This window comes from Deinococcus maricopensis DSM 21211 (assembly GCF_000186385.1).
Lineage (GTDB): Bacteria > Deinococcota > Deinococci > Deinococcales > Deinococcaceae > Deinococcus_B > Deinococcus_B maricopensis.
This window is the reverse complement of record NC_014958.1, coordinates 1,853,589-1,879,102: the sequence shown is the minus strand read 5'-3', so window position 1 is coordinate 1,879,102 and position 25,514 is coordinate 1,853,589. Positions and strand designations below refer to the sequence as shown.

Genomic DNA, 25,514 nt, shown 5'->3' with positions numbered 1-25,514 from the left:
GCGCAGCTCTGTGAAGGCCAGCGGTGGCCCACATGGGGAGTTCTATATGGGGTCTGGCAGGGTCAGCTTGAGCCAGGCGCCTCCGGGTCGGGGGCAATCTGTCCAGGCCACTCTCCTCCCACTTGGCGACCTCTTCGAAGAGGCCCTCTACCTCAGGATGAGTTGGATGAGCGCTTGTTCCACCCTGAGGACTATGGGGAACCGCGCATGGCCTGGACGCATTGGGACGGCTTGTTCAGGTAACCTTACGGCGCGTGAATTGTAGGCCGCACTTCAGGGTTAGCTTCATGCGTGAGGAAAGTTTGCGCTGCGTGAAGGGTGCCGTGTCCAGCCATGCACGCCCATGGGCAGACTGGAGCCATGGCGTTTTTTTCAGCTCCGGACACGTTGCATACATGGACGGACGCGCAATTGCTTGGAGCGTTGGATCAGGACGGCGCGGATGCGGAGTGCGTACGGCGGTTCGCGGCGCTACTGCTCGTGGAGGCGCGCGCGGCCGGGGTGCAGGACGTGGAGGGCGCCGTTGTGGCGGCGCTCCGGGATATCCGGGCGCTCTGTCATGGGTGCGAGCGGTCTGGGCTGCCGGTCCGCGCCTGGGTGCTGGGTGTGGCGCGCCGCCGTTACCGTCTGCTGCGCACGTAATGGAGCAGGCAGACGAGAGCGGCAGCCATAGGCCGCTCCCGCCTGCCTGCCCGGTTCAGTCGAGGGGTTTGAGGTGCGCTTCGATGTCGGCGCGGCGCGGTTCGAGGAAGGGCGGGAGGGCGAGGCGGGTGCCGAGCGTGTCGATGGGCTCGTCGGCGGTGAAGCCGGGCGTGTCGGTGGCGAGTTCGAACAGGACGCCGCTGGGGTCGCGGAAGTACAGGCTGCGGAAGTAGTAGCGTTCAACTTCGCCGCTGGTGCGCAGGCCGAGGCTGTGGAGGTGTTCGGCCCAGGCGTGCAGGGCGTCCTCGTCGGGGACGCGGAAGGCGACGTGGTGGACGGCGCCGGCGCCCTGGTGGGCGACAGGCAGGTCCGGTTGCACGGCGACGTGCAGTTCGGCGTGCGCGCCGCCTTCACCCATCGTGTACACGTGAACGGTGTGGTTGGGGTGGTCCGGGTGCGGGTACGTGCGCGCGGGGTTCATGAAGAGGCCGCGCGTGAGGACGGTGTTGGTGGCGCGGAGGGTGGGCACGCTGATGGTGACGGGCCCGAGACCGCGGATCTGGTGTTCGGCGGGGACGGGGCTGTGGGTCCAGGGGTGGGCGTCGCCGTGGCCGCCGTCGTCGATCAGGGTGAGGCGTTGCCCTTCGGGGTCCTCGAAGTCGAGGACGGCGCGGTGGTCGCGTGTGGTGATGGGGTTGGCGTTGATGCCGTGCGCGTGGAGGTGATCGGCCCACCATTGGAGGGCGCGTTCGCCGTGGACGCGCAGGGCGGTGCGGGTGATGGCGTGGGTGCCGCGGCGTTCGGGCGGGGCGTCCCAGTCGAAGAAGGTCAGGTCGGTACCGGGGGTGCCGTGGGCGTCGGCGTAGAAGAGGTGGTAGGCGCGGACGTCGTCCTGGTTGACGGTTTTTTTGACGAGGCGCAGGCCGAGGGTGTGGGTGTAGAAGTGGAGGTTCTCGCGGGCGTGGGCGGTGATGGCGGTGACGTGGTGGAGGCCGAGCAGATTCATAATTTAGTTTAACATCAAACGTTCTCCGCGTTTCTAGGCATATTCCACTAGTGGCACTGATTGACTGAAGTATTTACTTTACTTTAGTTATCTATTTAGCTAGAGTGGATGCATGTCGGCATCCCCCACCGCCCACGACGCCGAGGAAATCAGCCGATTCCTCGGCGTCCTCTGGCGCTTCAACCGCGCCCTCGCCCAGGAGGTCGAACCCCGGCTCCACCGAGAACTCGACACCGACCCCCGCAGCTTCATCCTGCTCAAAAGCATCCACAAGGGCCTCCAGTACCCCAAGCTGCTCGCGCAGGAACTCCGCATCCCCTCCACACTCATCAGCCGCTACCTCGACGACCTCTGCAAACGCGGCCTCATCGAACGTCACATTGACGAGCGCGACTCCCGCCGCACCCGCCTCACCGTCACCGACAAAGGCGTGGCCCTCATTCACGACACCGAAGCGGTCGTCCACACCCTCGTCGGCCACCGCCTCGCGCGCCTCGACGCCGAACAGCTACGCACCCTCAACGACGCCATGAACGCCCTCACCGACGAAACCCCCTGCCCCGAAGGAACCACCGCATGACCACAGCCTCCCCCGCCCCGCGCATCTTCACGCAGCAGGAAAAAAGCATCACCCTCATCGGCCTGATGGTCGTGTTCCTGCTCTCCGCCCTCGACCAGACCATCGTCAGCACCGCCATGCCGCGCATCATCGAACAGCTGCGCGGCCTCGAATACTACTCCTGGGTGACGACCGCGTACCTGCTCGCCAGCACCGTCATGGTCCCGATCTACGGGAAGCTCAGCGACCTGTACGGCCGCAAACCCATCCTGATCATCGGCATTGCCCTGTTCCTCCTCGGCAGCGCCCTGTGCGGCATGAGCGGCGAAGCCTTCCTCGGGAACCTCTTCGGCGGCGGCATGCTGCAACTCATCGTGTTCCGCGGCCTGCAGGGCCTCGGCGGCGCCGCGCTCTTCACCAGCGCCTTCGCGATCATCGCCGACATGTTCCCCCCCGCCGAACGCGCCAAATTCGGCGGCCTGTTCGGCGCCGTGTTCGGCCTGTCCAGCGTCCTCGGCCCCATCATCGGCGGGTTCCTCACCGACCACGGCAGCGTCACCCTGCTCGGGTACTTCATCGAAGGCTGGCGCTGGGTGTTCTACGTGAACCTCCCCCTCGGCGCCGTCGCGCTGTTCATGATCATCGCCAAGATGCCCAGCCTCACCCACAAAGCGGCCGGCAAAATCGACTACCTCGGTGCGGTCCTGATCATCGCCACCACCATCCCGCTGCTCCTCGCCCTCACCTGGGGTGGCACCACTTACCCCTGGGACAGCGCCCGCATCATCACGCTGTTCGCCGTGTCCGCCGTCAGCCTCGTGCTGTTCATCCTCGCGGAACGCCGCAACAAGGACGCCATCCTGCCCCTGGACCTGTTCCAGAACCGCACCTTCACAATCTCGAACCTCGCCAGCTTCATCATCAACATGGCGTTCATCGGCATCGTCATGTTCCTCCCGCTGTTCATGCAGACCGTGCAGGGCGTCAGCGCCACCAACTCCGGGCTGTCCATGCTGCCCCTGATGGCCGGCCTGATCCTCTCCAGCATCACCGCCGGCAACCTCGTGAGCCGCACCGGCAACTACAAACCGTTCCTGCTCGGCGGCACCATCATCCTGATTCTCGGCGTGTTCGTCCTCACCCAGATCGACGTTCACACCACCCGCTTCGACCTCGGCTGGCGCATGTTCATTGTCGGCCTCGGCCTCGGCCCGTCCATGAGCCTCTTCAACATCGCCATCCAGAACGCCGTCCCTCTCCACCAGATCGGCGTCGCCACCAGCAGCAGCCAGTTCTTCCGCCAGATCGGCACGACCATCGGCGCCGCCATCTTCGGCACGCTGCTGCTCAACAACCTCCAGAGCGAACTGCCCAAGTACCTCCCCAAAGTCGCTGGCATGGAAAATGCCGCCAAGAACATCAACCTCGGCGAAATGCGCGCCAGCAGCGGCAACAACGACACCAGCAAACAAATCAAGGCCGCGTTCGACCAGCAGTACCAGCAGATTGAACGCGCCTTCAACGGCGACGCGGCCGCCACGCAGCAGGTCCTCCAGAACCCCCAGCTGCCCGCCGAACTCAAAGCCACCCTCAAGAACGGCGGCATCCGCGCCCAGGTGCACACGCAGCTCACCGCCCAGGCGAACACCATCGCCGGCGCGCTCCAGCAGGGCGAAGCGGGCCGCCAGGCGCTCCTCGGGAACGCCCAGACGCCCGACACCCTCAAAACGCAGCTGCGCGCCCTGCCCGCCGCGGCCCTCGCCACCCCACAGGCCGCGCAGGCCACCGCCCGCCAGGTCCAGCAGGGCATCCTCGCCAGCGAAGCGCAAGTCGCGCAGCAGGCCACCACCAGCGCCCTCAGCAAGATCCGCCAGAGCTTCGACCAGCAGGCCACCAAGGTCGCGCAGCAGATCTCCGACGGCATGAAACTCGGCTTCACCGCCGCCGTGAAGCACATGATCGGCACGAGCATCTGGATCATCCTCGTCGGCCTGATCTTCACCTTCCTGCTGCCCGTCGTGCCCCTCCGTAAGCACCCCCAGGACGCCCGCAGCAACGAGAACGAGGACGCCCCCGCGCCCACGATGATGCATTAACCCCCCGCAAGACCAGGAGGCGCCCGCGAGCGGGCGCCTCCTTCATGATCTGACGTGTGTGCGTCAGGGCCGGGGGTCGTCGAGGTCCCGCTCGTACGCGGCCTGACTTCCGAACCCAAGCGCCTCGGCGCGCCTGAAGTACGGCGCGCGGTCCACCTCGCCCGCTTCCTCCTCTGCTTCAGGCAGATCCCACAGGACCTCAAGCATCCACTCCAGCCAGCGGGGCTGCGGCGGGAAACGCCGGAAGTACGCAACCCGCGCAGCCTCATCGAGCCCCTGCGCGTCCCACCAGGCGCCCCACACCATGACGAGGCTCTCGCCGCCCCCCATGCGCCAGTAGGCGCTGTAGGGATGCTCGTCCGGCACCACCACCCAGGGCGGAGGGACCGTGCCGTACCGCTCCGTCAACCGCTCTATCTCCGCCACCATCCAGGGCTCCATGCCTGAATGGTCGCACATGCACGCCCCCTGAGGCGCGCACCTCCGGCGACCGTTGCAGTGCCCGCGGCTGCTCCGGCATGGGTGAGCCAAGCGCTGTGGCACGTGACGATCACTTTCGCGCGGCCCCGCGCTCCAGCATGGCGTCCATCACCTACAGCCGCTTGCAGACCACCGAGCTGGGCGCCGCATCGGCCCCTCGACGAGGGTTTCCGCGAACCACTTAGGACCCCGATACGTCATGCCAGGTGAGCTGTTGAGGCGTGTTCAGCCGTCTGGACCGCCGACCCGTGGGCACTGGGCTACACGCCGGGGGCACCCTCCTCGAGTGCTCTCGGGGTGGAGCGGCGCGTCAGCTGGCGGGTTCGGAGCGGGCCGCGCGGCGTTGCGCGCGGTGTTGTTCCTTCTGGGCGTACATGCGTTCGTCCGCGCGGCGCAGCAGGGCGGACATGTGCCGCTCCTCGCGGGGCGCGAACGCGAGGCCGGCGCTGGCGTCCATGCCCGGGAAGCCCGCCGCGCGCGTGCCGTTCACGGCGGCGCGCAGGCGCCGTTCGAGGCTCGGCTGGCCGTACTCGTCGGCGTGCACGAGAATCGCGGCGTACTCGTCACCGCCGAGGCGGTACACGCCGTCCTCCAGCCGGAGCTGCTGGCGGAGTTGCCGTGCGAAGGTGACGAGGAGGGCGTCGCCGCGTTCATGCCCTTCGGCGTCGTTCAGCACCTTGAGGCCGTCGAGGTCGACGAGCAGCACGCCGACGCTGTACTTGTGCCGTGCGGCGCGGTCGAGTTCCACTTCGAGGTCCTGCTCGAAGGCGCGGCGGTTACGCAGGCCCGTGAGGACATCCGTGAGGGCCGCGTCACGCAGGGCGTTCACGTGCGCGCGGCGCTCCAGCGAGAGCTGCACGGTGCGGGCCACGGCGTTGAACAGCGCCTGGTCCTGGGTGTCCCACGGGCGGGGGTGATGCATGCGCGCGGCCGTGAACATGAACCGTTGGGCGCCCATGGTGGTGAGGGGCACCCAGGCGGCCGAACGGACGCCCTCGGTGATGAAGGGCGGGTACGTGCCAGGGGCGCTGAGGTAGTCGTCCATGAACAGCGGCGTGCCGGCGTCCATGACGTCCCAGATGCGGCCCTGGCCGCGCATCAGGCCCTGCGTGGCCATGTCCCGGAAGGGTTCGCTGACGGTCGGGGCGCTCCAGGCGGTGGTGGTGTGCGCGTAGTCGCCCTCGAACATGATGACGCCGGCCCAGTCGACGTCGGCGCTGCAGGCGACGATCTGCAGGGCCTGCGCGGCGACGTCCTCGGGGGCGAGGTCCGTTTCGGACAGACGGGTGACGTCGAGGAGCGCGGCGGTGTACGCGGCGGTGCGTTCGCGGGCGGCTTCGGCGGCGCGGCGTTCGGTGACGTCCTGCACGATGGCCATGCCGGCCAGGACGCTGCCGTGTTCATCGCGGACGGGAACGGTGTGCATGACGAAGGTGCGTTCCAGCGCGGTGATGTCCTGCTGGCATTCCTCGCCGCGCAGCGCCGCGCGGTACGGACCGTCAAGCAGCGCGGCGATGGCGGGCGGCAGGGCTTCCTGAAGGGTGCGCCCTTCGAGGTTCTCCTTTCGCAGGCCGACGGCGCCGAGGCCCTGGCCGTCGACGATGGTGTGGCGCAGGTCGTGGCCGAACAGCAGGAGGGCGCCGTCAGGGAAATTCGCGGCGAGCGTGCGGTACAGGCGCTCACGGGTCCGGATGGCGCTTTCGGCGGCGTGGCGTTCGGTGAGGTCGGTGATGACCATGATGTGGCCGGTGCCGTCCGGCCAGTCGTGGGGGACGGAGGTGAGCAGCACGGGAATGGGGTGGCCGCCGGGGCCCCGCAGGGTCACTTCGAGGCGGCCTTCGTGGGGGACGTCGGCGTGTTCCATCAGGATGGCCGAGGGGCGCTGGCCGAGCAGCGCTTCGGGGGCGCAGCCGAGCAGGTCCGCGAAGGCCGGGTTGACGTAGCGGTACCGGCCGTCCGGACCGGCAAGGGCGAGGCCCTGCCCCATGGAGGCCATGACCTGCCGCGCGAAGTTGCGTTCCTGCGTGAGGGCGGCGGCGGCGCGGGCGTAGCGGCGCATGAGGGGGGTCAGCACGCCGAAGCCGATGAGCGCGAGCAGCACGAGCGTGAGGCCGAGCAGCGTGCTGGCGAGGGTGGTGAACTGCCGGAATTTCGCTTCGATGCGCAGGGCGTGGACGGTGACGGCGGCGTCCAGGGCGGGCAGCAGCGGGCCGTCGCGGGCGGCGAGGATGGTGCGGACCTCGTCGGTGTCGTCGCGGACGGGGCCGGTGGTGCGCGCGACGGTGCGGGCGGCCTGCAGGAACGCGGTGACCTTGGCGGAGAGGGTGGATTCGGCGTTGTAGACGGCGTTCAGGTCGGCGTCGCGGGTGCCGTTCGGGTACAGGTCGGAGTGCGCGTCGGTGAGGCGGGCGTGCGCGTCGGCCATGCGGGCGATGTCGGTGTCGAGCTGAGCGCGCAGCAGGTCGCGGGCGGTGGGCGTGGAGGCGCGCGTGAGTTCGAGGGTGGTGAGCGCGATGCGTTGCGAGAGCATGCGTTCACGCCCGGACACGTCGATCAGGCGCGCGTCGCGGCCGTGCGTCTGCGCGCGGTGCGCGAGCGTGAGCAGGGACGTGACGCTCAGCAGCGCAATCAGCGCGAGGGACAGGGCCGTGATCAGCCGAAAGGTTTTGAGATGATGCTGAACACTGCCGGACACGCGACGGAACCTCCAGGGACGTTCTTAAGGTAACGGGGGGGCGTGACAGTCTTCTGACAGCGCCGTGCGGCGAACGACCCGGCCATCCGGGGCGGGAACCGGGTCAGTCGGCGGGGGCGGCGGGCGCCGACGTCTGCAGCGGGAGCGTCAGGAACGCCTCAATGACGCGCGGATCGAATTGCCGGCCCGCCTGGGCGCGCAGTTCCGCGAGGGCTTCCTCGTGCGTCCAGGCGCGCTTGTACGGTCGCTCGCTGGTGAGCGCGTCGTACACGTCGCAGGCGGAGAACACGCGGGCGACCAGGGGAATGTCGGCGCCGGCAAGGCGGTCCGGGTAGCCGGTACCGTCCCAGCGTTCGTGGTGGTGGCGGACGACGTCGCGCGCGCGCGGGTGCAGGGTGGGGATGCTGGCGGTCAGTTCGAAGCCCAGGGGGGCGTGGCGCTGCATGGCCGCCCACTCGTCCGCGTCGAGCTTGCCGGGCTTGAGCAGGATGCGGTCCGGCACGGCGAGCTTCCCGACGTCGTGCAGGTACGCGCCCTGCCGCAGCCCTTCGAGGGTGTCGGCGTCAAGGTGCAGGGCGCGCCCGAGCTGCTCGGCCAGGGCGACGACGCGTTCGGTGTGCCCGGCCGTTTCGAAGTCGCGCATTTCCAGGGACACGCCGAGGGCGAGGAGCGCGCCCTCGCGGGTGCCTTCGATGGCGGCGAGGTGGACACTGCGCTCGAAAGCCTGCGCGGTGAGTTCCGCGACGCGTGTGAGTGCGGCGATGAGCGTGGGGGGCACGTCGGTGGGGGTGTTCCAGCCGAGGTACTGCGCGCCGATCAGGCGTCCGTCCGCGCGGATGGGCGCGACGACGCCCGCGCGGATGTGCGGGAGGCGCGTCGTGGCGTACGGGGGCGCGCTGCGCTCGTCCGTCCACGCGACGGGCCGCACCCAGGCGGCGTCCCGCGCGAGGTTACGGGCGAGGGCCGCCCAGGCGTGCTGGGGCGCGCCGGGCGCGCGCAGATCCGGCGTGAGGCTCACGAAGCCGGCTTCGTGGGCGTCGCCGAGGGGGCGGGTGAGGTCGGCGCCGCGCGTGGCGATCTCGGCGGGGTCGTTGAGGGCGCCGAGCACGACGGAGAGGTCCGCGAGCGCGCGGAAGTCCTCGGCGCGGCGGGCGAGGTCGCGGGTGCCGCGCAGGCGCTCGATGGTGTTCGCGCCGGACAGGGCGATGGTGCGCAGCAGGCGCTCGTCGAGGTCGCTGTACGGGGCGGGGTAGTCACGCATGACCAGCAGGACGCCGAGCGGCACGCCGCTGGTGGTGTGCAGGGGCGCGGCCATGACGGGGCCCTGCAGCAGGCCCGGGAAGGAGCGGACGCGGTCGTCGGTGACGCTGGAGGTGGCGCGCAGCACGTCGCGCGCTTCCAGGGCGCCCCAGGAGATGCTGCGGCCGCGCGGCAGGTCGAGGTGCAGGACGTCCACGTAGCAACCGGTGGCCTGCACGGCGCGCAGGACCTCATGGGCGGCGTCGTAGCGGAGGAACGCGGCGTGGCCGGTGTCCAGCAGCGCTTGGGCCTGCTCGACCAGGATGGCTTCGGCGTCGTCGATGTGGTGGGCGCTGTGCAGAGCGGTCGTGACGGCAACGAGCACTTCGAGTTCGCGGCGGCGGGTGCGTTCCTGCGTGCGGCGGGCGCTCGCGGCGATGAGCGCGGCGATCTGCGCGGCGAACGCCTCGGCGATGCGGGCGGCGTCGGGGGTGAAGGCGTCGTCGCGGGTGAGCGCGTCGAGGTTGAGTTGCGCGACGACCTCGCCGTCCACGACGACGGGGACGGTGAGGGTGGCGTGCAGGGCCTGCACCTCGCCGGCGGTGGCGTACAGGTCGGCGCGGTCGGGGCTGTCGACGATGGCCTGGGTGTCGGCGTTCCGGCGGAGGATGTCCTGGCCGGTGAGGAGGCGTGCGCGGCCCTGCGTCCATTCAAGTTCCAGGCCGTACCACGTGTGGGCTTCCTCAATGCTTTCGCGCAGGCCGAGCATCAGGTCCGAGAAGCCGCTTTGCGCGCGCACCACGAACGTCTCCCCTTCGCGGACGTACAGCGTGCCGCCCTCGGCGCCGGGCGTGGCGGCGACGGCGGCGTCCAGCAGGGCGCTCCAGCCGCGCTGCATTTCGAAGTCGCCTTCGCGGGCGATCATGGCGAGCGTGGACTGCACGGCGCCGAGCAGGACGTCGCTGGCGACGGTGGCGGCGTGCGCTTCGGGCGCGCCGAGCGTCCCGAACTGCCGCGCGGCGCGGTGCGCGACCTTCTCGCGCAGCATGCGGCCGTCCGCGAGGCGTTTGAGGTCGTTGGCGGCGTGCGCTTCTTCGGGGGCGCTGGCGAGGCCCAGGGAGGCGTTCACGGTGGGGTATCCCTTGTCTCGGACGCGTTCGAGGGCGCGCTGCACGTGCTCGCGTAGTGCGGCGGCGGCGCCGGGGCCGCTGCGGGCGATGAGGGCGAACTCGTCGCCGCCGAGGCGGTACGCGCGGGCCCCTTCGGGCAGGTGGCGTTGCAGGGCGACGGCGACGGCGCGCAGCAGGGCGTCGCCGGTGTCGCGGCCGTGTTCGTCGTTGACCTGCTTGAGTTCGTCGAGGTCGAGCATGCCGAGCAGGATGGGCTGCTGGTCGTGCAGTGCCCCTTCGAGGTCCGCGTCGAAGCTCAGGCGGTTCGGGAGGCCGGTGAGTTCGTCGTGCGCGACCTGATGCGTGAGGCGCGCGTGCAGGCGGCGGCTTTCGGTGACGTCCACGAACGACGCGACGGCGGCGTACGGCTCGGTGGTGTGCGGGTGGAACAGCGGGCGGACGTTCGTCTGCACCCAGCGTTCCGGGCCGTTGTGCGGCCGGAATCCCAGCGTGACGTTCGAGAGGGGTACGCCGTCGCGCAGGGCGCGCACGAGGGGCAGTTCGTCGTGCGGCATGGGGGTGCCGTCGGCGCGCAGGGGGTGCGCGGCGCCGTGAACGCCGGAGCGGTTGAGGCTGCTGATCAGCTCGGTGGCGGTGGCGTTCACGGCGAGGAACCGGCCGCTGGTGTCCATCAGGAGGACGCCCTCGGCCAGCGATTCGATGATGGTGCGGTGCAGGCGCGCCTGCTCCTGGCTGTCGTGCAGCCGGCGCGCCTGCTGCACGGCGGCGGCGAGGCGGCGCGTGAACTCTGCGAGGCGCGCGGGCGTGCCCGGGTCGTGGGGGGCGCCGCGCACGACGAGCAGCCCGACGTGCTCGTCGTGCGCCGTGAGGGGGTGGGCGCCGCGCGCGGCGGCCCACTCGGCGCCCTGGGCGTGCTCGGGGAGGAACGCGAGGTCGCCGGACGCGCCGGCGCGCGTCCAGAGGTCGCCGTCCTGGGTGTACGTGGCGGCGCCCGAGGCGAGCGTGGGCGTTAGCAGGGCGGGGGCGCCGCGCAGCAGGGCGTCCGGGTCGGTGGTGTCGGCGATCAGGGCGCCGAGGCGGACGAGCTCGTCGGCGGGCGCACCGGGCGCGGCGCGCGTGGGGCGGCGCACGGACCAGCCGGGCGTGCGGAAGCGGACGCTCACAGGTCCCCCCGGGAACGCGCGCGCGCCGCCTGCGTGGCAGGCCAGTGGGTGGGGGTGGGCGCGGGTCTGGGCATGGTCGGAGGGAAGGTTCGCCCATTGGACCAGACGGGCAATCTCTTAATCCTTACAAGTGGGTGGGCCAGCGGGGCGCATGAGGGGCGGCCAAAGCGACGCTTACGTGCGCCCCACCCACCCGGAGGGCCGGGGGTGCACGCTGACAGGGATGCAGCACTTCGGGCCGGAGGACATCGCGCGCGTGCGCTGGTTGAAGGACCAGCGGTCCGCGACGGTGATTCTCCGGCCGGGCGCGCAGGCCGCGAACGTGGGTGACGAGATCCTGCTGGACGGCCGCGAGATGCGGGTGGAGAAGCTGCTGTGGCCGCGCAATGGCCTGTGGGGCGGCATCGTGCTGCTGCGCGTCAAACGCAGCCTGCCGGACACGTGAGGTTCTGCAGGGGCCAGCTTTGTGGGAAAACGTGCAGTTGTATGGACCGGTCGTGGGTTTAAGGGTTGATGGAGGGCACGTAAACGCTTCCTGGCCAAGCGGCGCATGTACAACGCGCGGACGCCTTTTACATTGACGGTATGAACGCTCTCCCCGTGACCTGGCTCGCCATGCTGGCGGTCCTGCTGCTGGTTGGCGCCGTCGCCCTGCTGTGGGTCAACGTCGTCTTTGCCGCTGTGAGCGGCGTCGCCGGGGTGCTGCTGACCATGCGGTGCCTGCCGGAGCTGCTCGACGCCGACACGTTCGATCAGATCGCCTGACCGCGTCGCGCGCCACCGGGGCGGGCGCGACGTTGTGAGTATCATGGCCCCGTGCGTGAACGCCTGACCCCCCCCACCGAGGACTGCCTGAAAGCGATCTACGAGCGCAGCGAAGGAGGGAAAGCCGGCACGCAGGACCTCGCGTTGACCCTGGGTATTTCCGGCGCGTCCGTGACCGGCATGCTCAAGCGCCTCGCGGAACTCAAGCTCGTGGAGTACCAGCCGTACCAGGGCGTGCAGCTCACCGAAGCGGGTACGCAGGTCGCGCTGGAGATCATCCGGCATCACCGCCTGCTGGAAACGTACCTGCACCGCGCGCTCGGCGTGCCCCTCGACGAACTGCACGACGAAGCGGACCGGCTGGAGCACCACATTTCCGAGGCCCTGGAGGCGCGGCTGTTCGCGGCGCTGGGCGAGCCGACGCACGACCCGCACGGCGACCCGATTCCGACCCTGGCGGGTGAGGTGCCGCGCGTGGCGACCCGCGCGCTGAGCGGCGTGGGCGTCGGCGAGGTCGTGCGCGTGGGCCGCGTCGCGCAGGACGACCCGGCGCGCCTGCGGCACCTGGTGGGTGCGGGCCTGGTGCCCGGCGCGGAGGTGCGCGTGACGTTCGCGGACCTGCTGGCGGGTGTGCTGCGCGTGATGGTGGCCGGCCACGAGGTGCTGCTGAGCGTGGAGGTCGCGCAGCGCGTCTGGGTGGAGGATGTGGACGCCACGCACGCGGGCGCGTGAGTATGCGCGCGGGTTCGCCCCGGCCACGCACGCGGGTGACTCTCCGCATGTGACAGTGCCGTAACCGGGCGCGGGGTAGGTTGAGGACGCTTCCATGGTCCCCCCGTCCCTCACCGACCCCTTTGCCCCCATCCGCCGTCAGGCCCTGCTGGTCATCCTGCGCGTCAGCGTGGTCGGCGCCGTCCTGACGCTGCTGCTGAGCGTGCTGCAACGCTGGGGCGCGGGGTACGTCGTGGCGCTCACGCTGCTGCTCGTGGAGCTGAGTGCGCTGCTGGCGTGGCTGCGCCGCCGGCCCGGCGCCCACCACGCCGTCAGCGCCGTGTACTTCACCATCGCGGCGCTCAGCAGCGTCGGGCACTTCGCGTGGAGCGCGGTGCATCAGCAGGACCTCACGAACATCACGGGCAGCGCCACGTGGCTGCCGCTGCTGTACCTCACGGCGTTCCTGGTGCTATCACCGCGCCGCGCGGCGAGAGCCGTGACGCTGCTGTACTTCACGTTGCTGCTGGTCATGACGTTGTTCTTCGCGTGGCCGGACGTGCCGACCGCGCGCAAGGTCAGCGCCGTGAACGCGTGCCTGCAACTGGCGCTGTCGCACGCGGTGCTGATCGCGATGTGCCTGCTGTGGAGCCGCCTGCTGGGCGGGGCGCTGCGCGAAGCCCGCTCCGCGTACGAGGACGCCCTCACGCGCCTCCCGAACCGTCGGCAGTTGAGTGCGTGGCTCGCGCAGGCCGCAGGCACGCCGGCGGCGGTGATCCTGTTTGACCTGGATCACTTCAAGCGCGTGAACGACACGCACGGGCACGACGTCGGCGACGAGGTGCTGCGCGAGACGGGCGCGCTGCTCGCGGGCGCGCTGCCCGGCGACGCGCAGTTCGGTCGCTGGGGCGGCGAGGAATTCCTGGTGATCGTCACGGCGAGTGCCGCGCAGGCGACGGCGGCGACGCTCGCGTCGCGCATCGCGGGGCACGCGTACCCGGGGGGGCTGCGGCTCACGGCGAGTTTCGGCGTGGCGCTCGCGCACGCCGCCGAGGACGAGCGCACGTGGGTGGCGCGTGCGGACGCGGCGCTGTACGACGCGAAGCGCGCGGGGCGCGCGCGCGTGCAGGTCGCCCCCTGAGCCTGGGCCCGTCCGGGTGGGTCAGCGCAGGTCGTCGCTTCGGTCGGGCGTGCCGGACGTGACGTGCTCCAGGGTGCTGGCGCGCGTGATGGGCAGCCCCTGGCGTTTGGCGGTGTACATGGCGGTGTCCGCGAGGCGCGCCCATTCGGCGGGCGTGGCGGTCGCGCCGCGCTGCGCGATGCCGATGTGCGCGCGCAGCGGCGCGGGCAGCAGGCGCGCGAAGCGGCGCGCGACGACGTCCGCGTCGCTCTCGGTCGCGCCGAGCAGGATCACGGCGAACTCGTCGCCGCCCCAGCGGAACGCCTGATCGTTGCGCCGCACGGACCACAGCAGGGTGCGGGCCACGGTGCGCAGCGCGTCGTCGCCCTCGGCGTGCCCGTGCAGGTCGTTGAGCTGCTTGAAGGCGGCCATGTCGATGACCATCAGGGTGACGTTCTCGCGCGCGCCGTGCAGGTGCGCGCGCCGCAGGGCGTCGTCGTACGCGCGGCGGTTCCCGAGGCCCGTCAGGGCGTCGGTGGTGGCAAGCGTCCGGACGTGCTGCCGGGCGTGCACCTCGTGGACGATCAGGGCCGCCTGCGTGGCCACAAGGCGCGCGGCCTGCACGCTGTCCGCGTCGAAGCTCTGCGCGCGCGTGTGGTTGTCGAGGTTCAGCATGGCGTACACCTCACCCTCGTACAGGATGGGCACGGCGAGGTTCACCTGGATGCGTTCGACGCTAGGGAGCGTGTCGGCCTTGTGCGCGTCGTCGCGGATGAAGCCGGCGCCGCGCACGGGCACGTCGGCGGCGCTGAGCAGGCGCGGCTGTGCGTCGTGCCACTCCTGGGCGCTCAGGCCGTACCACTGCTGCTGCTGCTGCGCGCTGAACGCGACGCCCTCGAACTCGTCGTCGCTGTAGCCGTGCCACGCGCGGAACACGTACTGGTCGTTTTCGTACACGAGGATGCTGCCGGCCTGAGCGCCGGGCACGCACTGGATGGCGAGGTCCATCAGCGCCCGGTACAGCTCGCTGGGCGGGGTGTGCAGGCTGACCCGCTGGAAGTTCAGGAGGTGCTCCACGACCGTCTGCGCGCGGATCTGCTCGATGAGCGCGCCGGCGACGCGCGTGAGGCGCGTGACGCGCGCGCGGTCATCGGCCGTCCAGCCCCGGAGGTCACCAGTGAGGGTGAGCGCGACGAGGGGGCGGTAGCGGGCGTGGATGGGGAGCGTGAGGGTGTGGTCGTCGCCGTGCACGCCCGCGTCGAGGTGCGCGGCGTCGCGGGTGCACGTGGCGGTGGCGGGCACGTGGGCACTCACGAGCGCCTGCAGGCGCGTGAGGGCGGTGTCCTCGTCGTGCGCGCGGGTGAGTTCGTCGACGGCGGCGTCGGTGATGCCCTGCCATTCGCGGTCGACGACGCGGCCCGCGATGGTGGGCAGGGTGCTCTGCAGCAGTTGCAGAGCGGGCGCGTCCGGGTGGGTGCCGGCGTCCGGGAAGTGCACGGCGAAGTGCCGCCCGAACGGGAGGGGCAGCGTCCAGGTGAGGGGCGCGTCCGGGTGGGTGCCGGGCAGGGCGCCGTGCGTGGCGGCGAGGTCGCTGAGCGCGCGGCACAGCGCGCGGGTATGGGGGGTGCTGGCGAGGTCAGCGGACACCTGGGGGACGTCGAGGGTGGGCATGGTCAGGGGGCCTCCTTGGTGAGCGTGTCCGGCGGGAATTCCACGAGTTGCGGGCGGCCCAGCAGGTACCCCTGTGCGAGGGGCACGTTCAGGTCGCGCAGGGTGCGGAGCTGCTCGTCGGTTTCGACACCTTCGGCGACGACGGACGCGCCGGTCGCGGACGCCACCTGAATGATGGCGCGCAGGAACGTGGGGTCGCGCATGCCGCTGCGCATGAGCTCCGCGTCGATTTTCACGATGGTGAACGGGAGCATCTGCAGGAGCTTCAGGCTGGAGTAGCCGTGCCCGAAGTCGTCCAGGGCGATGTGCACGCCGGTTTCGGCGAGCGCGAGGAGGTTGCGCCGGGCGGTGGGCTGGTCGTTGATGACGGCGCTCTCGGTCACTTCGAGGATCAGGCGGTTCGGGGGGACGTTCGCGGCGCGCAGCTGCGCGGTGAGTTCCTCGTGGTAGTGCGCGCGGCCGAGCTGCACGGCGCTGACGTTGATGGTGACGCAGGTGTGTTCGGGTACGCCGGGGCGGGTGAGGGCGCGCAGGGCGAGGTGCGCCATCTGCCGCCCGAGCGGGTGGATCAGGTCGGTGCTTTCCGCCACGGCGATGAATTCCGCCGGGGACACGAACTGCCCGTCCGGGCGGATCCAGCGGGCGAGCGCCTCGTACCCCATGACCTGCAGGTCGTGCACGTGCAGGATCGGCTGCAGGGCCACGCGCAACTCATGGCGTTGCAGGGCGACGCGCAGGTGCTGTTCGAGGTCGGTGCGGCGCTCGATGGCCTGGCGGTACTCGGCGCGGAATGGCGCGAGGGGCTGCAGGGCGTGTTTCGCGGCGCGCTGCGCGAGGTCGGCGGCGGCGAGGAGGTTGCGCACGTCGGTGCCGTCCTCGGGCGCGACGGCGTACCCGGCGTTCACGGTGGTGCGCCACGCGGTGCCGCCCACGCGCAAGGGGACGCTGAGTGCGTCGAGCCAGCGTTCCCAGGTGGCGGCCCAGTCGTGCGGTCCGCACAGCAGGAGCGCGAATTCGTCCCCGCCGGGGCGCGCGAGGATCGCGCCGGGCGGCGCGGCGGCCTGCAGGGCGCGCGCGGCAGCGATGAGCAGTTGATCGCCGAAGTCGTGACCGTACGTGTCGTTCACGCCCTTGAAACCCTGCAGGTCCAGCAGGGCGATGCTGCACGGGCCGTTGTGGAGGGCGCGCTGCAGGTGCTCACGCAGCGCGCGGCGGTTCGGGAGGCCGGTGAGGTCGTCGTGGTGCGCGAGGTGCACGAGGCGCCGTTCGCGCTCGATGGCGTCGGTGACGTCCGCGAAGGTGCACACGGTGAGCTGGCGTCCGCCCTGCTGCAGGGGTCGCGCGCCGAGCTTGAACCAGCGGCGGCCGCTGGGGGTGTCGACGCCGCGCACGAGGTCCAGGGCGTTGGGCAGGCCGACGATGTCTTCGGCGGTGACGGGTGTGGGCGCGCCGTCGAGGTCGAGGGTGGCGCCTACGAGGTCCGCGATGGGTACGCCGATCATGCTGGTGGGCGACAGGCCGAGCAGTTGCGGCGCGCTGGGGTTGGTGAGGATGACGGTGCCGTCCTCGTCGAGGATCAGCAGCCCTTCGGTGAGGGCTTCCATCACGGCTTCCTGGCCGCTGGCGCGCTCCACGACGTCCTGGTAGAGCAGGGCATTGTCGAGGGCGGCGGCGATGCGGCCCGCGAGGTTCTGGGCGTACAGACGCTGGCCGTCCTCGAACGGGCGCGTCTCGTTCAGGACGGTGAGGACGCCGATGGCGCGGCCGTGCGTGAGCAGCGGCAGATGCAGGACGCTGTGTACGCGCAGCTGACGGAGGACCGCTTGGGCGGCGTCCGGTAGGTCCAGGGCGGCCAGCGCCTCGGGGCTCACGTCGCTGTGCAGGACGGGGCGGGCGCTGCGGTAGGCGTCCGTGAGGCCGGGCAGCGGTTCGGTGGGCAGGACAGCGGCGCGTAGGTGCGCGCGGGCACCCTCGGCGCGCACCGGGTCGGTGTGCGCGATGGCCCGGGCGTGCAGGGTGCCGTCCGGGCCTGGGAGGCTCAGCAGCGTCCAGTCGCCGAGCGTCAGGGCGACGTCCGCGCTGACGCTCAGCGTGTCGGGCACGCCTCGCGCGTCGGCGAGGCGTGCGCTGGCGTCCGCGAGGTTCGTGAGCCAGGCGCGCTCCTCGGCCTGCTCGCGGATGGCCCGTTCAGCGCGTTCGGTCCACGCGGCGCGTTCCAGCGCGACGGCGCACAGGCCCGCGACGCCCTCCAGGAACGCGCGGGTTTCGGCGCTCGGCACGCCCGGGTCATCGAACGAGACGACCATGGCGCCGAAGGGCGTGCCGGCCGCCGCGAGGGGGAGCGCGGCGATGGCGTGCGTGCGCTCGTCCCAGGTGATGTCGGGGTAACGGGCGTGCAGGTCAGCGCGGGTGAGGTACAGCGCTTCGCCGCTGCGGATCACGTCGGTGCTGGGCGCGGGCTGCGTGAGCGGCAGGTGCGCGTAGGGCTGCATGACGTGCAGCGCGTACCCCTGCTGGCCGATCAGGTGCACGTGCTGGTCATCGCCGAGCGTCATGAGGTTGATGGCGTAGGCGAGCACCGCTGGCGGCGTGAAGGTCAGGACGGCGCGGCGGATCTCGTCGGCGGTGCGGGCCTGCGTGAGCGCTCCAGCGAGGGTGGACAGCGTGCGGGCGCGCGCGAAACTCAGGTTGACCGCCTGGGGCGGCGTACTGGTGGCGCGCGGTGGGCGGACGCGGGACTGAAGGCGGTTGGGCATGGGTGGGGGTGCGGCGTGCGCCGGCTGAAGAGGCGATGACGTGGGTGGGTCAGGGACAGCGCCAGGACGAAGGACACCGCAAGTATAGGCAGCCGGAGCGGGCGGTGTTGTATGAACGTGCGGCGGTCGGCCCCGCCCGGGGGGTCGGCCGCCGCACGACGTGTCCCGGGCGCGCTTCAGAGGGGCAGTTGCACCCAGCCGCCCAGGTCGGTGCGTCCGGCGCGCAGGGCGGCTTTGAGGGCGGGGGTGTTGCGGGCGTGCACGGTGCCGAGCAGGACGTCCGTGTCGGGGTGGGGAACGGCGCGCGCGAGCAGCGTCGTGAGGGCCGCACCGAGCCCCTGACCCCGGGCGTCCTGGGCGAGGGTGAGTTCGGCGACTTCCAGGCCGCTCAGGCCCAGGTGCGTGGTGGGCAGCGCGGCAATCAGGCCTACCCAGCGGCCGTGCAGACGCACCTCGAACAGCAGCCCGTCGTTCAGGTAGTCCTGCAGCGCGTCCAGAGTTTCGGGTTGCGCGTAGGTGGGGTGGTGGGGGTCCGCGTCGGCGCTGGCGCGGTACGCGGCTTCGTACGCGGGCCGGAAGTCGAAGTTCTGCGGGGGGGCGGCGCGCAGGCCGTCCGGGAGGGGGGCGGCGCGCAGGGTGCCGAGCGTGGCGCCGACGAAGCGCCGGTCCGGGTGCGCGCCGGGCACCGCGCCGTCCGGTTCGGGGCGGTACAGGCGCGCGTAGCGCGGCTGGAACATGCGGAAGGCGCGGCGGACGGCGTCCGTGACGTGCGGGAGGTCCGCGAGTTCCAGGGGGCGGCTCCCGCCCACGACTTCCACGAAGGGCCGCGCGAGGTCCATGCCCTCGAAGCGCGGGCCGCACAGCACCTGCAGGTCGGGGCTGACGGGTACCCAGCGGTTGCGGTAGTCGTCGGGCGTGGTGCCGGGCACGGCAGCGCTCGCGGCGTACCCGCGCGCGAAGTCGTCACTGAGCGCGTCGGTGGCGTGCCACGTGAGGTGCTCGCTCAGGGCGGCGCGGTGCTGCTCGGCGGGCTGCAGGGTGCGCGCGTGCGGGTGGAGGTCGCCGTACACGGCGTCGGTGAGCGTCTCAAGGGTGAGGGGCACCGGGGGAGCGTAGCAGACGTGCGCGGCGCGCCGGGCTGCTGCGGCGGCGGGGTCCTGCGCGGACTCTCATTTGGTCGGGCTATGTTAAGGCGTCGTGAAGTTGACGTTTGATTGGGCGGACCTCGCCCCACTGACCCGCACGCCCGGTACGGGCGGCGCCCTGCGCGTGACGCCCGAGGCGTTCCGCGTGGATGAACTGCCCGCCTATCCCCTGTCCGGTGACGGCGATCACCTGTACCTGCACGTCGAGAAGACCGGGCACACGACTGCGTTCGTGGTGCAGGAGCTGCAGCGCCAGCTGGGCCTGCGTGACCGCGACATCGGCGTGGCCGGCCTCAAGGACCGCCACGCGGTCACCACGCAGTACCTCAGTATTCCCGCGAAGCACGAGGCGCGCCTGCCGACCTTCTCGGTGGAGGGCGTGCGTGTCCTGGACGTCACGCGGCACACGAACAAGCTGGGCATGGGGCACCTCGCCGGGAACCGCTTCACGGTGCGGGTAAGTGGCGCGCCCGGCACGGCCGAGCAGGCACGCGCGACACTGGACGCCCTTGTGCAGTTCGGCCTGCCGAACTACTTCGGGCCGCAGCGGTTCGGGCTGGGCGGCCTGAACGCCGAGGAGGGCGCGCGCGTCCTGCGCGGCGAGTCGCGCCTGCGTGACCCGCGCCTGCGGCGCTTCCTGGTGAGCAGCGTGCAGAGCCTGGTGTTCAACCGCTTCGTGAGCCTGCGCGTGGAGCGCGGCCTGCTGGCCGCGCTCCTGCGCGGCGACATGGCCAAGAAGCGCGACACGGGCGGCGTGTTCCGCGTGGACGACGCCGAGGCGGAATCCCCGCGCGCGGCGCGCGGGGAGGTGAGCGCGACGGGCACGCTGTTCGGCCGGAAGATCAAGCCGCTCACCGAGGACGCCGGGGTGCTGGAGGCCGAGGCGCTCGCGCCGTTCGGGCTGACGCCGGAGGCGTTCTCGTCGCGCAAGGGGGACCGGCGCGTGGTCCGCATCTTCCCTGGTGAAGCGCGCGTCACGGCCACCGACGACGGGTACGAGGTGTCGTTCACGCTGCCGAAGGGCAGTTTCGCGACATCGGTGCTGCGGGAACTCACGAAGACGAACGTGGACGTCGATGAGGGCGGCAGCGCGGACGCGGACACCGACGAGGCCGACGCATGAGACGCGCGGTGCTCGCCGCCGTCGCGGTGACGCTGCTGTCGAGTGCCGCGCGCCCCCCCACCGTCATGAACGCGGCGCTGTCGCCGACGACAGGCGGGGTGCTGCTGGAGGCGTCCGTGAGCGTCATGTCGGCGGACACGCTGCTGGGCGTGTGGGGGCCGGTGGGCCGCGGGAAGCTGATGCGGTGCGCGCCGCGCTGCGTGGTGGTGCAGAGCGTGGCGATGCAGCGCGGGGCGGTGCTGTCCCGTCAGGGCCTGTACCGCGTGGTCCTGGCGGGGCGGTACACGCGCGGGCAGCGGGTGGCGGTGCTGCTGAAGTTCGGCAGTGGTCTGGTGCGCGTGGACGCCCTGGTCGGCGCGAGCTGATGCGCACCGGTGAGGCCTTGCGCGCGGCGTTCCTGAACGCCACGTACGGCACGCGCGCCGAGCGGTTCCGGCTGAGCGGCGTGCAGCCCGCGCGTCTGGCTTCGCCGTCGTGGGCAGCGGGTGGGCGCGCGTGGGCGGTCGTGACCGCGTGGAATCCGGGCGGTCAGCTGGCGAGCGCGGAGGTGAACGCCCGCGCGGACGGGGCGCTGCGTGAGCAGGTGGACGCGCTGGGCGTGCCTTCCCGCGTGGCCGTGAACGGCGACGGGCGCTGGCGCGAGGCGTCGCTGCTGCTGGAAGGCGCGCGCCTGCGGGACGCCGTGGCGCTCGGGCGGCACTTCGGGCAGGCGGCGGTGGTGTTCGGCGTGGGCGCCCGCGCGGCGCTGGTGTGGTGCGGGCCGGACGGCGTGCGCGTGGAACGCCTGTGGGCGTCGCCGTCCGCCCGGCCCTGAGCGTCCGGGGCGGCGCACTGGCGGGGTGGGGTGGGCGCGGCTTTATACTGCGGCGTTGTGTCGAGTGTTGCTGATCCTCTGATTCACGCGCCGCCTTCGGAGGCGCGAGTGGTGCTGCCGGTGGACATCAGCCCGCAGGACCTCGCGCGGTACGCCGTGGCGCTGTCGAACACCAAGGGCGGCACCATCGTGGTGGGCGTCGGGAAAAACGGCGTGCAGGACGCGTCGGACATTCACCCGTTGCAGGTGACGCACGCGATTTTCGAGCTGTCCGGCGGGAAGCTGAGCGTGAACGTGCAGCATCACCGCGTGCCCGGCGAGGACGTGCGCGTCCTGCTGATTTTCGTGCCGCAGGCGCCGTACGTGCTGGCCGCGCCGGACGGCGAGGTCGTCGCGTGGGACGGCGCGCATCTGGTGCCGGTCACGGGGGCCACGTCTGACCGGGTGGTGCAGCTGGACTACACGTCGACGGTGCCGCCCACGGGGAGCCTGTCGGACCTGGACCCGGTGGAGGTGGCGCGCCTGCGCGCCATGGGGCAGCGGGGCGCGCTGGCGCAGCTCGCGGACCTGGATTTCCTGTCGGAGCTGGGGTTGATCGTGGACGTGCAGGGCGAGTGGCGGCCCACCATCGCCGGCATTCTGCTGGCGGGCACGCCGCGGGCGCTTCGGACGTTCGTGGCGCAGGCGGAAGTGTGCTACTACCACCACGCGACGAGCGACGTGGAGTTCCAGTTCCGCGAGGACCTGCTGCGGCCGCTGGCGAGCCTGCTGGCGCGCCTGCACGACCTGATTCAGGCGCGTAACGCGTTCACGCCGGTGCAGGTGGGGCTGTTTCGCATCGAGGTGTGGGACTTCGACGAGGCGGTGTACCGCGAGGCGCTGCTGAACGCGTTGACGCACCGTGACTACACGGTGCGTGACGTGGTGCACGTGCATCACTTCCCGGACCGGCTGGAGATCAGCAACCCGGGGGGCTTCCCGGGCGGCATCACGTCGGAGAACGTGCTTCGGCACCAGCCGAAGCGCCGCAATCCGCTGCTGGCGGAGGTGCTGGCGAAGCTGGGGTTCGTGGAGCGCGCGGGCGTGGGCGTGGACAAGATGTACCAGTTGATGCTGCGGCACGGCAAGGAACCGCCGGAGTTCACGACGTACCCGGACGCGGTGACGCTCGCGCTGCACAACCCGGGGTTCGATGCGGAGTTCGTGCGGTTCGTGGCGCGCAAGCAGGAGGAGATGCAGACGCTCAGCCTGGACATGCTGATTGTCCTGAGTGTCCTGAAGCGCGAGGGGGAAGTGTCGCGCGCGCATCTGGCGGAGGCGTTGCAGTTGCCGGAGGACCGCACGCCGCGGCTGCTGCAGATGATGGAGGACCGCGGCCTGATTGCGCACACTGGACGGGGAACGGCGCGGCTGTACGAGCTGTCGGCGGATTCGCGCGCGGCGCTCAAGCGCGCGGTGAGCAGCGTGGCACCCATGCGGATGGCGCCGGCACGTCCGGGTGCGCCGGCGCGCGTGCCGGCAGGGCCGCGTGAGGTGGCGCTGGAACTGGCGCGCCGTGAGGAGGGCGTGGGGAATGCAGACCTGCGGGAGGCGTGCGGGCTGAACACGCAGCAGGCGTGGCGGGTGCTGAACGCGTTGTGTACCGGTGGGCACATTGAGAAGCGCGGGAGTGGGCACCGGACGGCGCGGTACTACGTGTCGGGCCAGGCAGACCGTCCTCGCTGAGGGGTGGAGGGGCAGGGGGCGTCCGGCGAGGTCCGGGGGCTGCCCTGCGGTCGTGTGGGTGGCTGGGTTGTGGTGCCTGCCCGGACGCTGTGTGTGAAAGCGCTTGCCTTGAGAATTCCTTCAGGAATGAATATTCCCTACCCAGCTTCTATACAAGCTCAGCCTGGGAAATGTCAGGATTTATGGTCGGTTGTCCTGCAAATTGTGCGTTTTTATGCGTCCTGCGCGCTGTGAGCGGTTCTCATAGTGTCCGGGGGACGTTTTTTTGTGTTTGACACGTGGTGAAGCGCGGGTGTACCTTTCGGGCGTCAGTTCACTTCACCATTGGAACCGCTCCCAGAGAGTGTGCATCCAGAAGGAGTCATGCATGAAGAAGGCCCTTGCCCTCATCACGGTCACCGCGGCGTGCGCCCTCGCCAACAGCGCCCACGCGGCCGGCGTCACCCTCACCTTTGCCTGCGACAGCGTCGGCAGCGGATACAACGAGTGCCAGAAAGGCGCCAACGCCTGGGCCAAAAAGACCGGCAACACGGTCAAACTCGTGCAGGTGCCCAAAGAAACTGACCAGCGCCTCGCGCTCTACCAGCAGCAGCTCGGCGCGCGCGCCAGCGACGTGGACGTGTACATGATCGACGTGGTCTGGCCCGGCCTGATCAGCCAGCACCTCCTCGACCTCAGCAAATACATCCCCCAGAGCGAAGTCGCGCAGCACTTCCCCGCCATCGTCAAGAACAACACCGTGAACGGCAAACTCGTCGGCATGCCGTTCTTCACGGACGCAGGCGTCCTGTACTACCGCACGGACCTGCTCGCCAAGTACGGCTACAAGAGCGCGCCCAAAACCTGGGACGAACTCGCCGAAATGGCCAAGAAGATCCAGGACGGCGAACGCAAAGCCAACAGCAAATTCGTCGGCTTCGTCTTCCAAGGCAAGAACTACGAAGGCCTCACCTGTGACGCCCTCGAGTGGATCAGCAGCTTCGGCGGCGGCAGCATCGTCGACGCCAGCGGCAAGGTCACCATCAACAACCCGCAGGCCGTCGCCGCCCTCAAGGCCGCGCAGGGCTTCGTCGGCAGCATCGCGCCCAGCGCCGTCACCACCTACGGCGAAGAAGAAGCCCGCAACGTCTGGCAGGCCGGGAACGCCGCGTTCATGCGCAACTGGCCGTACGCGTACGCCGCCGGCCAGGCTGAAGGCAGCGCCGTGAAAGGCAAGATCGGCGTGGCCGCCCTGCCCGCCGGCAAAGGCGGCAAACCCGCCGCGACGCTCGGCGGCTGGCAGCTCGCCGTGAACGCCTACAGCAAGCACCCCAAGGAAGCCGCCGACCTCGTGCGCTACATGACCGGCGCGCAGGAGCAGAAGCGCCGCGCCATCGAGGCCAGCTACAACCCCACCATCGCCAGCCTGTACAAGGACCAGGGCGTCCTGAAGGCCGTGCCGTTCTTCGGCAGCCTGTACAACGTGTTCACGAACGCCGTCGCGCGCCCCGCGACCATCACGGGCAGCAAGTACAACCAGGTCAGCGACGCCTTCAGCACCGCCGTGTACAGCGTCCTCACCAAGAAAGCCCAGCCGGAAGCGGCCCTGAGCAGCCTGCAGTCGCAGATCAACCGCATCAAAGGTCGCGGCTGGTAACCCCCCCGGGGCCTGGCCATACGCCCACCCCCACCGTCACGCCAAGGTGCCCCAGGGGGGCACCTTTTTTCCGTACCTCGACTTGACCCTTCAGGAGCGCCCATGACCACCACACCCCGCGCCCGCCGCACCCGCAGTCTCGCGGCCACCCGCGCCCGCACGGCGCTGTGGCTGCTGCTGCCGACCCTGATCGTCCTGGCCGCCGTGGCCGGCTACCCGCTGCTGCGCACCATCTACCTGTCCTTCACGGAATACAACATCAACACCGACGCCGCGCCCAAATGGATCGGGCTCGGCAACTACTGGTTCACCACCGAGGACGGCGTGGGCCTCGGCGTCCTGCAGATTCCAGAATGGTGGCAGTCCGTGTGGAACACCGTGAAGTTCACGGGCGTGTCCGTGCTGCTCGAAACCGTCCTCGGCCTGGGTCTCGCGCTGATCCTGAACAGCAAGATCCGCGCGCGAGGGCTGCTGCGCACCGCCATCCTCGTGCCGTGGGCCATCCCGACCGTCGTGAGCGCGCAGATGTGGAACTGGATGTACAACGACTCGTTCGGCATCCTCAGCGAATGGGGCCAGAAACTCGGCGTGCTGCAGAACGGCCAGTCGTTCATCAGCAACCCGGACACGGCCCTGTGGGCGCTCGTCGCGGTGGACGTCTGGAAGACCACGCCGTTCATGGCGCTGCTGCTCCTTGCGGGCCTGCAGAGCATCCCCAGCGACATGTACGAGGCCGCCGACGTGGACGGCGCGAACCGCTGGACGCAGTTCTGGCGCCTCACGCTGCCGCTGCTCACGCCCGCCATGCTGGTCGCGCTGATCTTCCGCACGCTCGACGCGCTGCGCGTGTTCGACATGCCTTACATCGTGAAGGGGAACGCGCCCGAAGTGATGACCATGAGCATGTACGCGCGGCAGGAGATGATCCAGAACGCGCAGTTCGGCCTGGGCTCCGCGGTGAGCATCCTGATCTTCCTCGTCATCATGATCTTCACGGTCATCTACGTCACCAGCCTGCGCGTCAAATTCGACTGAGCG

Annotated in this window: 20 protein-coding genes; 13 read left to right on the top strand and 7 right to left on the bottom strand. The window is 70.6% G+C overall.

Annotation, left to right across the window (positions count from 1 at the left end; genetic code table 11):
• Nucleotides 1–360: 360 nt before the first annotated feature.
• The gene (locus DEIMA_RS08820) at nucleotides 361–642 is read left to right on the top strand and encodes a hypothetical protein (protein WP_013556897.1); all 282 of its coding nucleotides are present in this window, start codon (nucleotides 361–363) and stop codon (nucleotides 640–642) included.
• Nucleotides 643–697: 55 nt separating this feature from the next.
• Here the strand turns inward: DEIMA_RS08820 and DEIMA_RS08815 are convergent, their stop codons facing one another.
• Nucleotides 698–1,648 carry a ring-cleaving dioxygenase gene (locus tag DEIMA_RS08815; protein WP_013556896.1) on the bottom strand — a complete coding sequence of 317 codons (951 nt, stop codon included), beginning with the start codon at nucleotides 1,646–1,648 and terminating at the stop codon, nucleotides 698–700.
• Nucleotides 1,649–1,760: 112 nt separating this feature from the next.
• On the opposite strand from DEIMA_RS08815, the gene DEIMA_RS08810 reads away from it, so the two are divergent.
• On the top strand, nucleotides 1,761–2,228 hold the full coding sequence (locus DEIMA_RS08810) for a MarR family winged helix-turn-helix transcriptional regulator (protein WP_013556895.1): 468 nt from the start codon (nucleotides 1,761–1,763) through the stop codon (nucleotides 2,226–2,228).
• Nucleotides 2,225–4,303, top strand: a complete 2,079-nt coding sequence (locus DEIMA_RS08805) for an MDR family MFS transporter (protein ID WP_013556894.1) — start codon at nucleotides 2,225–2,227, stop codon at nucleotides 4,301–4,303. Before DEIMA_RS08810 ends, DEIMA_RS08805 begins: the two co-directional genes overlap by 4 nt.
• 63 nt (nucleotides 4,304–4,366) lie before the next feature.
• On the opposite strand, the gene DEIMA_RS08800 is transcribed toward DEIMA_RS08805, so the two are convergent.
• The 3 genes from DEIMA_RS08800 to DEIMA_RS16920 all read right to left on the bottom strand — a co-directional run bounded on the left by DEIMA_RS08800 (nucleotide 4,367) and on the right by DEIMA_RS16920 (nucleotide 11,010).
• The gene (locus DEIMA_RS08800) at nucleotides 4,367–4,744 is read right to left on the bottom strand and encodes a hypothetical protein (RefSeq protein WP_148234934.1); all 378 of its coding nucleotides are present in this window, start codon (nucleotides 4,742–4,744) and stop codon (nucleotides 4,367–4,369) included.
• A gap of 349 nt (nucleotides 4,745–5,093) precedes the next feature.
• Nucleotides 5,094–7,478, bottom strand: coding sequence for a diguanylate cyclase domain-containing protein (locus DEIMA_RS16925; RefSeq protein WP_013556892.1), 2,385 nt, complete (start codon nucleotides 7,476–7,478; stop codon nucleotides 5,094–5,096).
• A 103-nt stretch (nucleotides 7,479–7,581) separates the two neighbouring features.
• Nucleotides 7,582–11,010: an HD domain-containing phosphohydrolase gene (locus DEIMA_RS16920; protein ID WP_013556891.1), complete on the bottom strand. Its 3,429-nt coding sequence runs from the start codon at nucleotides 11,008–11,010 to the stop codon at nucleotides 7,582–7,584.
• Between the two features lie 223 nt (nucleotides 11,011–11,233).
• Here DEIMA_RS16920 and DEIMA_RS08785 point away from each other — a divergent pair, with 223 nt between their 5' ends.
• The 4 genes from DEIMA_RS08785 (at nucleotide 11,234) to DEIMA_RS08770 (ending at nucleotide 13,627) form a co-directional block, all read left to right on the top strand.
• Nucleotides 11,234–11,455: a hypothetical protein gene (locus DEIMA_RS08785; RefSeq protein WP_043816598.1), complete on the top strand. Its 222-nt coding sequence runs from the start codon at nucleotides 11,234–11,236 to the stop codon at nucleotides 11,453–11,455.
• Nucleotides 11,456–11,595: 140 nt separating this feature from the next.
• The gene (locus tag DEIMA_RS08780) at nucleotides 11,596–11,775 is read left to right on the top strand and encodes a hypothetical protein (RefSeq protein WP_013556889.1); all 180 of its coding nucleotides are present in this window, start codon (nucleotides 11,596–11,598) and stop codon (nucleotides 11,773–11,775) included.
• A gap of 51 nt (nucleotides 11,776–11,826) precedes the next feature.
• A complete protein-coding gene (locus tag DEIMA_RS08775; protein WP_013556888.1) occupies nucleotides 11,827–12,507 on the top strand; it encodes a metal-dependent transcriptional regulator in 681 nt (226 codons plus the stop codon).
• A 94-nt stretch (nucleotides 12,508–12,601) separates the two neighbouring features.
• Nucleotides 12,602–13,627, top strand: a complete 1,026-nt coding sequence (locus tag DEIMA_RS08770; protein ID WP_013556887.1) for a GGDEF domain-containing protein — start codon at nucleotides 12,602–12,604, stop codon at nucleotides 13,625–13,627.
• Nucleotides 13,628–13,648: 21 nt separating this feature from the next.
• Here the strand turns inward: DEIMA_RS08770 and DEIMA_RS16915 are convergent, their stop codons facing one another.
• The 3 genes from DEIMA_RS16915 to DEIMA_RS08755 form a co-directional block, all read right to left on the bottom strand.
• Nucleotides 13,649–15,277, bottom strand: coding sequence for a GGDEF domain-containing protein (locus tag DEIMA_RS16915; RefSeq protein WP_013556886.1), 1,629 nt, complete (start codon nucleotides 15,275–15,277; stop codon nucleotides 13,649–13,651).
• A gap of 2 nt (nucleotides 15,278–15,279) precedes the next feature.
• Complete coding sequence (locus tag DEIMA_RS08760) at nucleotides 15,280–18,033, bottom strand: putative bifunctional diguanylate cyclase/phosphodiesterase (RefSeq protein WP_013556885.1); 2,754 nt, start codon at nucleotides 18,031–18,033, stop codon at nucleotides 15,280–15,282.
• Nucleotides 18,034–18,209: 176 nt separating this feature from the next.
• Nucleotides 18,210–19,136, bottom strand: coding sequence for a GNAT family N-acetyltransferase (locus DEIMA_RS08755; RefSeq protein ID WP_013556884.1), 927 nt, complete (start codon nucleotides 19,134–19,136; stop codon nucleotides 18,210–18,212).
• A gap of 94 nt (nucleotides 19,137–19,230) precedes the next feature.
• On the opposite strand from DEIMA_RS08755, the gene truD reads away from it, so the two are divergent.
• The 6 genes from truD to DEIMA_RS08725 all read left to right on the top strand — a co-directional run bounded on the left by truD (nucleotide 19,231) and on the right by DEIMA_RS08725 (nucleotide 25,511).
• Nucleotides 19,231–20,301 (top strand): tRNA pseudouridine(13) synthase TruD, encoded by a 1,071-nt coding sequence (truD, locus tag DEIMA_RS08750; protein ID WP_013556883.1) that lies wholly within the window; start codon nucleotides 19,231–19,233, stop codon nucleotides 20,299–20,301.
• The gene (locus DEIMA_RS08745) at nucleotides 20,298–20,666 is read left to right on the top strand and encodes a hypothetical protein (protein WP_013556882.1); all 369 of its coding nucleotides are present in this window, start codon (nucleotides 20,298–20,300) and stop codon (nucleotides 20,664–20,666) included. The genes truD and DEIMA_RS08745 overlap by 4 nt, the downstream gene beginning before the upstream one ends.
• Entirely contained in the window at nucleotides 20,666–21,115 is a 450-nt protein-coding gene (locus DEIMA_RS08740) for a DUF3293 domain-containing protein (protein ID WP_013556881.1), read from the top strand. Before DEIMA_RS08745 ends, DEIMA_RS08740 begins: the two co-directional genes overlap by 1 nt.
• A 57-nt stretch (nucleotides 21,116–21,172) precedes the next feature.
• The gene (locus DEIMA_RS08735; RefSeq protein WP_245528307.1) at nucleotides 21,173–22,840 is read left to right on the top strand and encodes an AlbA family DNA-binding domain-containing protein; all 1,668 of its coding nucleotides are present in this window, start codon (nucleotides 21,173–21,175) and stop codon (nucleotides 22,838–22,840) included.
• A gap of 367 nt (nucleotides 22,841–23,207) precedes the next feature.
• A complete protein-coding gene (locus DEIMA_RS08730; RefSeq protein WP_013556879.1) occupies nucleotides 23,208–24,476 on the top strand; it encodes an ABC transporter substrate-binding protein in 1,269 nt (422 codons plus the stop codon).
• A 102-nt stretch (nucleotides 24,477–24,578) separates the two neighbouring features.
• Nucleotides 24,579–25,511 (top strand): carbohydrate ABC transporter permease, encoded by a 933-nt coding sequence (locus DEIMA_RS08725; RefSeq protein WP_013556878.1) that lies wholly within the window; start codon nucleotides 24,579–24,581, stop codon nucleotides 25,509–25,511.
• The last annotated feature ends 3 nt before the right edge of the window (nucleotides 25,512–25,514 follow it).

Excerpts from the sequence above, each read along its gene's own strand:
- DEIMA_RS08820 (WP_013556897.1), top strand. The coding sequence starts at position 361 with ATGGCGTTTTTTTCAGCTCCGGACACGTTGCATACATGGACGGACGCG.
- DEIMA_RS08815 (WP_013556896.1), bottom strand. The coding sequence starts at position 1,648 with ATGAATCTGCTCGGCCTCCACCACGTCACCGCCATCACCGCCCACGCC.
- DEIMA_RS08810 (WP_013556895.1), top strand. The coding sequence starts at position 1,761 with ATGTCGGCATCCCCCACCGCCCACGACGCCGAGGAAATCAGCCGATTC.
- DEIMA_RS08805 (WP_013556894.1), top strand. The coding sequence starts at position 2,225 with ATGACCACAGCCTCCCCCGCCCCGCGCATCTTCACGCAGCAGGAAAAA.
- DEIMA_RS08800 (WP_148234934.1), bottom strand. The coding sequence starts at position 4,744 with ATGGAGCCCTGGATGGTGGCGGAGATAGAGCGGTTGACGGAGCGGTAC.
- DEIMA_RS08785 (WP_043816598.1), top strand. The coding sequence starts at position 11,234 with ATGCAGCACTTCGGGCCGGAGGACATCGCGCGCGTGCGCTGGTTGAAG.
- DEIMA_RS08780 (WP_013556889.1), top strand. The coding sequence starts at position 11,596 with ATGAACGCTCTCCCCGTGACCTGGCTCGCCATGCTGGCGGTCCTGCTG.
- DEIMA_RS08770 (WP_013556887.1), top strand. The coding sequence starts at position 12,602 with ATGGTCCCCCCGTCCCTCACCGACCCCTTTGCCCCCATCCGCCGTCAG.
- DEIMA_RS16915 (WP_013556886.1), bottom strand. The coding sequence starts at position 15,277 with ATGCCCACCCTCGACGTCCCCCAGGTGTCCGCTGACCTCGCCAGCACC.
- DEIMA_RS08760 (WP_013556885.1), bottom strand. The coding sequence starts at position 18,033 with ATGCCCAACCGCCTTCAGTCCCGCGTCCGCCCACCGCGCGCCACCAGT.
- DEIMA_RS08745 (WP_013556882.1), top strand. The coding sequence starts at position 20,298 with ATGAGACGCGCGGTGCTCGCCGCCGTCGCGGTGACGCTGCTGTCGAGT.
- DEIMA_RS08740 (WP_013556881.1), top strand. The coding sequence starts at position 20,666 with ATGCGCACCGGTGAGGCCTTGCGCGCGGCGTTCCTGAACGCCACGTAC.
- DEIMA_RS08730 (WP_013556879.1), top strand. The coding sequence starts at position 23,208 with ATGAAGAAGGCCCTTGCCCTCATCACGGTCACCGCGGCGTGCGCCCTC.
- DEIMA_RS08725 (WP_013556878.1), top strand. The coding sequence starts at position 24,579 with ATGACCACCACACCCCGCGCCCGCCGCACCCGCAGTCTCGCGGCCACC.